Consider the following 8,111-nt stretch of genomic DNA (forward strand, 5'->3'; position numbering starts at 1 on the left):
AATAGTCTATATCCTGAATATTTCTGCTCCACACTTCTCTTAAATCGTTACCTGTAGATTATGGGTATTCAAAAAAAACTTTACATACAAAACAAATAAAATTCTTTTCGATGGTGCATCTTTCAAAGCCCCTTCTACTGGAATGATAGGTATTGCAGGAGAAAGTGGCTGTGGAAAAACCACTTTCTTAAAAATTATTTCTAAACAGATTCATGTAGACTCTATGGTAAATGATGCCACTTCTATATTCTATGGAAACCAGGATGCATTATTAAAAAAAGACCTTACCATTGCGCAGCAATTTGAATTAATAGAATCTATATACAATAGAGAGCATGATCAAAATACAATAGATGAACTATTCAACAATTTAAACATCAAAGCGAATTTATCACAGAAATATGATTCTTGTTCCTTAGGAGAAAAGAAAAAAATCATGATAGCCTTAAGTGTTTATTCTAATAGTCCTTGTATTATATTAGATGAACCTTTATCTTCTGTAGATTATGAAGATAAACATTCAATCATGAAGTTATTAAAAGAATATAGTCATGACCGTGTTATTATTCTTACTATTCATGACAAAGAATTTGATGATTATTTAGATATCAAGTATTTAATTGAGAATCTTCAATTTACTCGCGTCAAAGATAACGAATTCAAAGGTGAATCACTCTCAGTAACACAAGAATTTACCCCTAAAAGAATTGCACATGTAAAAAGCAAGAAAGAAAAGTTCAGCATCCTCTTATATGCTTTGTTGTGTTTAGTTATTATCAATATGACTTTATATTCTGGTATAGAACTATATATGACAAACAAGAATACAGCATCTATGATGGATAACTTGACTAGTAAAATTATCTATACTGGCAAGGAATACATTACAAGAAACGAATTACCTTCTGGTTATAGATTCATGGAATATGATCAAGGATTTTCTATGACTCCTCAAGAAATACAATCTATTCAATCAATCAAAGGAGTTAAAAGTATAACAAGCTATTATCAGTTCCCAACTCGTAATTATGATACAAGAAATGATGAGGATGATAATTTACTTGCATATATGTCAGTCAAGGGTAGAGAATATTCTACTGATGATAATATTTCTATAGCAAGTTACATAAAAGGTCAGTTTGGTAATAAAAACAAAAATTATATAAGCGAAGGTCTTATGAAAACGTTAGAATTAACTGATTCAGATTTTCCTGTAACCATGAAAATGGATATAGGTGTACCTGTATGTTCTACTGAATATAATGGCACTATGCGATATGGTGATCAAAATGGATTACAGAAAAAATCTTATGATGTAATTACACGACATCCTGTTTATCAGAAGAAAAGAGTATCTATTAAAATCTATGGTGTCATCAAATCAAATGAAGATCAGGATGACTTCACAGGTAACAACGAATTTAAAGTCTACTTAAACAATGACTTTGCGAACTCTATTATAAATAAATATCGTACAACTAATGTTTCAATTAGTTTATATGAAGATCTAAACGAACATATTGTTGATTATGTTCCTGCAACTTATGCAGTCGAGTGTGAAAATGCAAGTTATGTAGATCAGGTAAGAAATGGACTCAATAAGATATCTCCAAGCATCGTTACTTATATAGAGAGTGATGATTACAAACAAACAGCAAAGATGCGTCAAAAGGATTCTAAGAATACTCAAACTATGATTCTCATCTATACTGTTGTTGGTCTTATTTCCTATGTTGTCTTCTTAATCCTCTATAATAAATCAAGAGAATATATAAGATATCGAGAACTTGATTTAAGTGAGAAACAGATTCAATCCATCCATATGGTTGATATCCAGTTTATGTCTAGATTCCTATTTATAACTGTTCTTCTTTCCTTCTGTTTAAGACTATTCTCATCGAGTGAGTTTGCGTTAGTAAGTAATTCAATCAAGATGGTTATAGGTTTAGTAAGTGCTGTTGTGACTACATTAGTCTTCTATATTACAAATAGAATAATGGTAACGAGTACGGATCATGATTAACATCAATCATCTATCTATCACATTTGATAGAGTAATCTTTGATGATGCAAGCATCACCTTATCTAACAACAGCATTACTATGATCAAAGGAAAAAGTGGTACAGGTAAAACAACCTTATTGAATCAATTAGGACTTGTAGCCCCTTTAGCCTGTGATTATTTAATGGAGGGTCATTCTATTGATGACCCTCTTACTACAAGGAAAGAAAAGATTGGTTATGTACATCAAGAAAGTACATTATTCAATAACATGACCATTAGAGAGAATATGGAATTCGCATTCCTACTCTCCGGACAGGAATATAACGAAACTAGAATGAATGATATTCTATGTTCTATGAAGATAGAACATCTACTCAATCAGACACCTGATCATGTATCAGGAGGAGAAAGACAACGTGCAGCTATCGCCTTTGCGTTGATGAAAGACCCTTCTCTCCTTCTTTTAGATGAACCAACTGCTTCTCTAGATTCTATTAACTGCAAGTTATTAATAGAACTACTGAGTGATTATATTCATACACATCCTGTATGCGTTCTTATCGCAACTCATGATAAACGTATTCTTGATTATGCAGATGATCTCTATGAGATTCAGAATCATAAAATAGTACCTCTCAAAAAGAGTTCAATAGAAAAACTAGAAACCACTTCTATTAATAGAAAACCACAAAACTATTTATCTTATTACAAGAAACATCTTATACGTTCTTCTAAAATCCTATATATACTTTTTGGTTTGATTCTTTCTATGACTATAGGTATATTAGGATATAGTACATACTATTCACATGAGATTAATGCGATACAAGAGAAACTATTAGATGTACGCCTCTATTATGGAAATAATAGTAAGAATGCTTATGATTCTATTACTGAGCCCATTAGAATGGATATAAGAAGAGACCTCAATGGAATAGAACATATTCATGTCACTCCATTCTATGAAACAGTGACTGATACTTTAATTGTACAATCCTATACTGGTGATACAATCAAAGCATCTCGTACAATCAAGAATTTAGGTAAAGACATCACCATCAACCATCATACTTTTCATGTTTCATCCTACATAAGCAAAAAGAATACTATTTCTTCTCAAGGAGATGATGTACTCTATCTTCCTGAAGCTATATATAGGAAATACTTTGAGATTGATGATGTAAAGACGTTACTTGTGAGAGTGGATGATGCACAATATATATCTAGTATTCTTTCACAAATCAATGATATAGATCCTCACTTAACAGTATATTCTAATGTGAATCTTGATCACCTCACTCAGATTAATTCTAGAATGATGAATAGTCTACTGATGTTAATATGTGCAATATTTATTATCATGTTGATTATTCTTATCTATCATCGTCAAAAGACGATTGATTCCAACAAGGATGAATACTTCTTCCTATATGAGAATGGATTAAGTATTAAAGAGTTAAAATCTCTTGCACGATATGATTATGTTTACTACTACGTATTCTATTTAATCATACTACTAATCATAAGTATCTTTATGACTTTCATGATGCATATACCTATTATTCTCTATGCATGCTTATTATGGTTCTTCAGTATTCTACTAGAAGAATTTATTACTACACTATGCATTCATAAGGTTGAAAGGCTTGATCAACCCAATTATAATAAGTGATCAACTAAATTGGAATAATCAATCATCTCTGCTTTTAAGAAAAAAGCAAAATATGCAAAGAGTTATTCCATAAGTTAATAGTTCAAAAAAAAACGCCAGGTGTTCACACACATGGCGTTTTTATAACTTGAGTAACCCTCCAAGCATATTTAATTAGTCTAAATAAATTCCAATATCATTCGATACTCCGACATTTATTTTTTTCTTAAACAAAACCAATGCCAGAACAACCATAAGAGAAAAAATAGTTATTTTAATATAATCAATATCAATTCTTTTAAAATTAAGCCAATTAAATATCAAAATAATATAAAGATAAGTGTGCATACATACGTACAATTCAATCAATAAAAGTCTCAGAAATGAAAATTAATATCAGTACTAATACAATTTCTCTTTAAGTACAGTATACATATTAATTAAAGATAATATGATAGATGTATCAAAGAATAATGAATTGAAAATACTTGAACTTATCCCTAATTCATCGATAAGAATAGCTGTATTCCAGAAAGATAACGCAGCAGATATAGAAATACCTAAAGAAATCAAAACAAGTAGTACGCTATTATTATGATTACGCTTGATAAATAGGAATAAGAATAACTGTAAAATTAATACAATTAAAAAGTAAAAAATAGTTGTAGACATGATTATATAATAGAAACATACCTTTTAAATACAGGAATGTTTGTTTCCTTTCCTTAAGTTTAATAAAAGAAATCGCCTATCAGCAGATATATTATTTTTCTATAAATTTTGATAAATCTCTTTTCTCTACAGTTTTCCCACTTTTAATTTTAATCAGTGAAGGAACTTCTTTAACATTAAATTCCTTGCATATTTTATTCGTGGCACCACTTTTTCTCCAGTAGTCAGTATTAAAGTAATAAATTTTTTTGGGCAATCGATAATCATTATTGTTAATGTAACGTTGAAATTTTATACAATTCGGACAAGAAGGCCTACCGAAATAGACAAAGTATTCCTTATCAGAATCAAATAGGGAGATGTCGCGGATTGTTTCAACTTTGATTTTATAAGATGGCTTTAAATTGATATACAGCGATGATATGACGCAGATAATCACCAAATATATCAATTTTTTCTTTAAGGATTGCAAAAATTTTTAACAACAATTGCCCAATTTGTTTCAGTTCTATGTGGCTCGATATTCCAAGGTGTTTTATTAGGCCCTGCAAATATAACATGGCAATTAAATTGTGCCTCCATACTAGCTGTGTTTTTCCATTTGCTACTTGACTTATGTTTTTTGTATAACAAACTCCAGGCTGTAGCTGCATGAACTGCTAGTACATTTGCATTATTATAGGTACGACCATATAATTTATTTGTAGGAGTAATGCTTAAAGAAACTTCACCTTTTCTTGTTATCCATTTTACGCTTTTGAAATATTCATTATAAGTGTACGTTTTTATGGAAGCTTTTAGCATATCCATAGTAATATTTTGGTCTCTGTAGACAGTTTTATAACTGTTAGTTTGTTTGGCAAATGCAGCATTATAAATTTCTAAGTATTCGTCTCCAGTTAAACTAAAACCATCATCTTCTCCATAAACAGGATTAGCAATTAAACAAGTTAGTGCTAACGTAAGGCAAATTAAAAATGATATTATTTTATTCATGTTTCCTCCTTGTACCAATCAATGAAAGCGATTTCTTTAAAAATAGTTTATCATAAGACATTAATTTACATCAATAAGTATATTGATAGAATATACATACTTTTTTTCTTTATCAGAAAAATAAGCACAAAAGGTAGATAAACTAGCATCTCTTCATCTATAATACAAATCAAAAAATATATGGAACTACACCTCCAAAAAAATTTACAAGCCAAAAGCAATGATAGGAGTTTTGCACTCCTGACATTTTATAGTTTGAGTAAATTCACTGTCTATCTAATTTCTCTAAATAATAATTTAAAGTGTAATTTTACTTTTTGCTTTAAATCATTATTAATTTTATGATGTAAGGGTTTACATTCAATAATCTATATGCTCTTGTAATATATATAATAATACTAAATGAGAACAGTTATGAAAAAGAAATTTATAATATTAGCAAGTGGTATTGCATGTTTTATTAGCATCCAATCCGTTTATGCTGCATCAATGTCTAAGACATTACGTGGAACATGTGCAGGAACCTCTGCTAGTGTAACAGCGACTTACTTTACTCACGAAACAACACGATGGAAAGTAGGATCACCAACCAGTATCGGCTATTCTGGAAAAGTTGGATACGCTACTAAATCAGGAAGTCCAAAAACTTATAAAAGAAGTCCTAGTTTTTACCATTGTGAACAAAAAGTAAATTTTTCAAGCACTGATTATAATTACGTTTTCCATTCCGGCAGCATGATTTATCATTGGTCTGTAAATGGTGCAACTGACAAATGGTCTACATGTAATATAAAATAATTTTAATGACTCCCAGTTCTACTGGGAGTTATATTTAGAAAGGAATAATAATATGATTGAACTCAAAGATGTAACCATCACCTATGATAGAGTTGTTCTAGATCATGTATCTATCAGTATTCCCGCTCATTCTATCACTCTTCTAAGAGGTAAAAGTGGTTCAGGAAAAACTGCACTTCTTTATTGTATTGCCCTCATGGATAATAAAAGTAGTTATAAATATTTTTATGATGGAAAACTCATAGAAGGAAAGATGAGAGATGAATATAGAAGAAATCGTATAAGTTATGTTTTACAAGAAAGTAGTCTTCTTCCTCATCTTGATGTGACAGGTACACTTCAATATTTTGCGCGTATTCATAATAAAGTATTAACGGATGATGATATAAATGAATGCCTTGATAGAATGCATTTAGATGTCTCTCCATCACAGAATGTTATGACACTTTCTCTTGGTGAGAGACAAAGACTTTCTATTGCGTGTGCCCTTATTAGTCATCCACAGGTTCTTATTCTTGATGAACCGACTGCTTCTCTAGATCATGATAATGAAATACAAATATATGAAATCCTAAAAGAACTGAGTCATGATATGACTATTGTTATGGCATCACATTCTGAATGTGCAATAGAATATGCTGATGTTACTTATATGATTGAAGATGGTATGCTTTCATCTTCTGATTTTTTTCTTTCAGAAGATCAAAGTGGTGAAGGGACAGCCCCTTCTATTAATCAAAATTTCTGTATTGAGTATGTTAAAACATATATGAAACATTATAGATTCATGTATGTTCTTTTATTGATGGTTTTTGTTTTAAGTCTTGTTTCATGTCAGGTTATGACTGGAATTATTCATAACTCTAAAAAGCAAGCAATGCAGATGCTAGTAGGACAATTAGAAAACAAAGCCATTATCACAAAAGATGAACATTCTTATGTAGATCAGGATTATAGTAAACTGATTACATTAAATGATAAGAATGCATATCCTTTATATAAGATGTGTACGAATATAAATGGTGAAGAAGTTTATATTGTGCCTTATTTCAAAGAAGATGATTTATCCAAGTATATAGATAGACCTATACAGGAAAAACAAAATGGTATCTATATGGATGAATCTACCTTCTATATTCTCAATCAGAAATCCAAGAACAACAAAATAGACCTTGATATAACAATTAAAGATAGAGAAGGAATGCATCAAACTGAACATAGTTTTGATATGAATGGTGTATTTAAAAATTCTAAAAAAGTCCATTATGTAGTAAAAAGTCAAAGATATATCTACATGCCTTATTCATTAATGAAATCCATTTATGAAAAGAACAGTAAAGATAAACAATATATAGGATACGTAATCTGCTATGATACATACGATAAATTAGAAACAGCTCTTAAAGACTATGAAAGCAGTGGTTATACAATCAATGATTCATTTACAGATAGAGAATCGATGAATAGCTTAAACAACTATTATCAAATGTTGATGTTTACATTTGCAGGTATTATTATTCTTGTAGCTATAATTATTGATATTGTTCTTGAATCACATTTATTAATGCAAAGAAAGAGCGAACTTGTTTTATTAAGAATATCTGGCTTAAGAGAAAAAGATTTGATTCATATATCTCTGACTGAAAGCATTATTGGGCTTTGTGCTGTTTTAGTAATTAGTACAATTATATCTATTATCATGTTGCTTTTAACAGGTATATCCTCACTTGTAGCACCTCTTATATCTACTTTTGTATTTATAATTGCACTTCTTTTAGAAAGAGTGATTACGCAATCTAGATTTATCAAAAAGATTGATATTGTTACAGAACTAAGAAATGAGGTGGTTTAATATGCTTGAAATTAAACAGCTTAATGTGTCTTTTGGAAAAAAGACTCTATTTAAAAATGCTTTTGAATACCCACAAACCACAGGTCAGTGAAAATTAAATTTCATAAGCACCGATTAAACGGCGTTCATGAAGCTGA

The 8,111-nt window shown here is 30.0% G+C and carries 7 protein-coding genes; 4 read left to right on the plus strand and 3 right to left on the minus strand.

The genetic code is table 11. The features are described 5' to 3' along the window. Nucleotides 1-100 precede the first annotated feature (100 nt). Nucleotides 101-2,023 (plus strand): ATP-binding cassette domain-containing protein, encoded by a 1,923-nt coding sequence (locus tag ABUA27_RS11180; protein WP_349820729.1) that lies wholly within the window; start codon nt 101-103, stop codon nt 2,021-2,023. Then, complete coding sequence (locus ABUA27_RS11185) at nt 2,016-3,677, plus strand: ABC transporter ATP-binding protein (protein WP_349820727.1); 1,662 nt, start codon at nt 2,016-2,018, stop codon at nt 3,675-3,677. The genes ABUA27_RS11180 and ABUA27_RS11185 overlap by 8 nt, the downstream gene beginning before the upstream one ends. A 381-nt stretch (nt 3,678-4,058) precedes the next feature. Here ABUA27_RS11185 and ABUA27_RS11190 read toward each other — a convergent pair whose 3' ends face one another. The 3 genes from ABUA27_RS11190 to ABUA27_RS11195 all read right to left on the minus strand — a co-directional run bounded on the left by ABUA27_RS11190 (nt 4,059) and on the right by ABUA27_RS11195 (nt 5,324). Continuing rightward, complete coding sequence (locus ABUA27_RS11190) at nt 4,059-4,328, minus strand: hypothetical protein (RefSeq protein ID WP_238703653.1); 270 nt, start codon at nt 4,326-4,328, stop codon at nt 4,059-4,061. A gap of 91 nt (nt 4,329-4,419) precedes the next feature. Continuing rightward, nucleotides 4,420-4,767, minus strand: coding sequence for a thioredoxin family protein (locus tag ABUA27_RS12715; protein WP_502361466.1), 348 nt, complete (start codon nt 4,765-4,767; stop codon nt 4,420-4,422). 20 nt (nt 4,768-4,787) lie between these two features. After that, nucleotides 4,788-5,324 carry a DUF2599 domain-containing protein gene (locus ABUA27_RS11195; protein ID WP_317375640.1) on the minus strand — a complete coding sequence of 179 codons (537 nt, stop codon included), beginning with the start codon at nt 5,322-5,324 and terminating at the stop codon, nt 4,788-4,790. Nucleotides 5,325-5,738: 414 nt separating this feature from the next. Between ABUA27_RS11195 and ABUA27_RS11200 the strand changes: the two genes are divergently transcribed. Together ABUA27_RS11200 and ABUA27_RS11205 are read left to right on the plus strand one after the other, a co-directional pair. After that, nucleotides 5,739-6,122 carry a hypothetical protein gene (locus ABUA27_RS11200; RefSeq protein ID WP_349820728.1) on the plus strand — a complete coding sequence of 128 codons (384 nt, stop codon included), beginning with the start codon at nt 5,739-5,741 and terminating at the stop codon, nt 6,120-6,122. Between the two features lie 52 nt (nt 6,123-6,174). Beyond that, entirely contained in the window at nt 6,175-7,974 is a 1,800-nt protein-coding gene (locus tag ABUA27_RS11205; protein ID WP_317375644.1) for an ATP-binding cassette domain-containing protein, read from the plus strand. The last annotated feature ends 137 nt before the right edge of the window (nt 7,975-8,111 follow it).

Source organism: Catenibacterium sp. RTP21428st1_D7_RTP21428_210409 (genome assembly GCF_040227455.1).
GTDB lineage: Bacteria > Bacillota_I > Bacilli_A > Erysipelotrichales > Coprobacillaceae > Catenibacterium > Catenibacterium mitsuoka_A.

Bases quoted from the DNA above. Each gene is read 5' to 3' on its own strand.
- ABUA27_RS11185 (WP_349820727.1), top strand. From the start codon at position 2,016: ATGATTAACATCAATCATCTATCTATCACATTTGATAGAGTAATCTTT.
- ABUA27_RS11190 (WP_238703653.1), bottom strand. From the start codon at position 4,328: ATGTCTACAACTATTTTTTACTTTTTAATTGTATTAATTTTACAGTTA.
- ABUA27_RS11195 (WP_317375640.1), bottom strand. From the start codon at position 5,324: ATGAATAAAATAATATCATTTTTAATTTGCCTTACGTTAGCACTAACT.
- ABUA27_RS11200 (WP_349820728.1), top strand. From the start codon at position 5,739: ATGAAAAAGAAATTTATAATATTAGCAAGTGGTATTGCATGTTTTATT.
- ABUA27_RS11205 (WP_317375644.1), top strand. From the start codon at position 6,175: ATGATTGAACTCAAAGATGTAACCATCACCTATGATAGAGTTGTTCTA.